Source organism: Micromonospora sp. URMC 107, assembly GCF_051386315.1.
GTDB lineage: Bacteria > Actinomycetota > Actinomycetes > Mycobacteriales > Micromonosporaceae > Micromonospora.
In genome coordinates this window covers 1-1463 of the sequence record NZ_JBPQTK010000275.1, presented here as the reverse complement: position 1 = coordinate 1463, position 1463 = coordinate 1, and the positions used below count along the sequence as shown (strand labels likewise).

The 1463-nt window shown below is 72.2% G+C and carries 1 protein-coding gene; it reads right to left on the bottom strand.

From position 1 onward, the window contains the following. On the bottom strand, window positions 1-1463 hold a 1463-nt coding region (locus tag ACSNN9_RS28455), incomplete at both ends, for a beta-ketoacyl synthase N-terminal-like domain-containing protein (protein WP_436676388.1).

The window sequence follows — 1463 nt, the reverse complement described above, 5'->3', positions numbered from 1 at the left end:
AACAACAACGGCACATCCCGACCCTGCCCATACGTCGCCAACAACGCCTGCGCCTCGATCGGATCACCCAACGTCGTACCCGTACCGTGCGCCTCCACCACGTCCACGTCAGCCGCCGACAGACCCGCACTCGCAAGAGCCTGCCGGATCACCCGCTGCTGCGACGGACCGTTCGGCGCCGTCAAACCGTTCGACGCACCGTCCTGATTCACCGCCGAACCCCGCACCACCGCAAGGACCCGACGCCCGTCACGCCGCGCGTCCGACAACCGCTGCACCACCAGCACGCCCACGCCCTCGGACCAGCCGGTGCCGTCCGCCGCGTCCGAGAAGGACTTGCAGCGGCCGTCGGCGGACAGGCCGCCCTGGATCGAGAACTCGGCGAACGTGGCCGGTGAGGCCATCACGGTGACGCCGCCGGCCAGGGCGAGATCGCACTCGCCGGACCGCAGCGCCTGCGCCGCCAGGTGCAACGCCACCAATGACGACGAGCACGCCGTGTCCACCGTGACCGCCGGCCCCTCGAAGCCGAACGAGTACGCCACCCGGCCCGACAACACGCTGGTCGCGTTGCCGGTGAGCAGGTGGCCGCCGACCTCCTGGGCACGTCCCACCGATCCGCTGGCGTACCCCTGGAAGCTGGCACCGGCGAAGACGCCGACCGCGCCGCCCCTCAGGCTGGTCGGGTCGATGCCCGCCGACTCGACGGCCTCCCACGACGTCTCCAGCAGCAGCCGCTGCTGCGGGTCCATCGCCAGCGCCTCACGGGGCGAAATGCCGAAGAACCCGGCGTCGAACTCACCGGCGTCGTAGACGAAGCCGCCCCTGCGGACGAACGACGTGTCGGACAGGCCGCTGCTGAGGAAGCTGTCCCAGCCCCGGTCGAGGGGGAACTCGGAGATGCCGTCGCGCCCCTCGGAGAGCAGTTGCCACAGCTCGCCCGGGGTTCCGACGCCACCAGGAAGGCGGCAGCCCATTCCGACGATCACGATCGGGTCGTCGTCCACCGCGGCGACCCTGCGGTCGGCCGGCGCGTCGCCCGAGGCGCCGAGCACCGTCTCCCGGATGAAGGCGACCAGGGCGGCCGGCGTCGGGTGGTCGAAGACGAGGGTGGAGGGCAGTGCGAGACCCGTTTCGGCGGTCAGCCGGTTGCGCAGCTCGACGGCGGTGAGCGAGTCGAAGCCGAGGCGCTGGAACGCCCGGTCCGGCGGCACCGCCTCCACGGTGGCGTGGCCGAGCACCGCGGCGACCTGGGAGCGTACGAGGTCCAGGAGGGACGCCTCGACCTCCGGCGGCGTCAGGGCGGCCAGTCGGTCGCGGAGTGCGGAGGCCTGGTCGGCGGGGCCGGCTTCGGTGCGGGCCGCGGCCTCGATCGCCGCCTGCGCTTCGGGGATGTCGGTGAACAGGCGAGACGGACGCAACGCCGTGAACGACGGCACGAACCGATCCCACCGCACATCCGC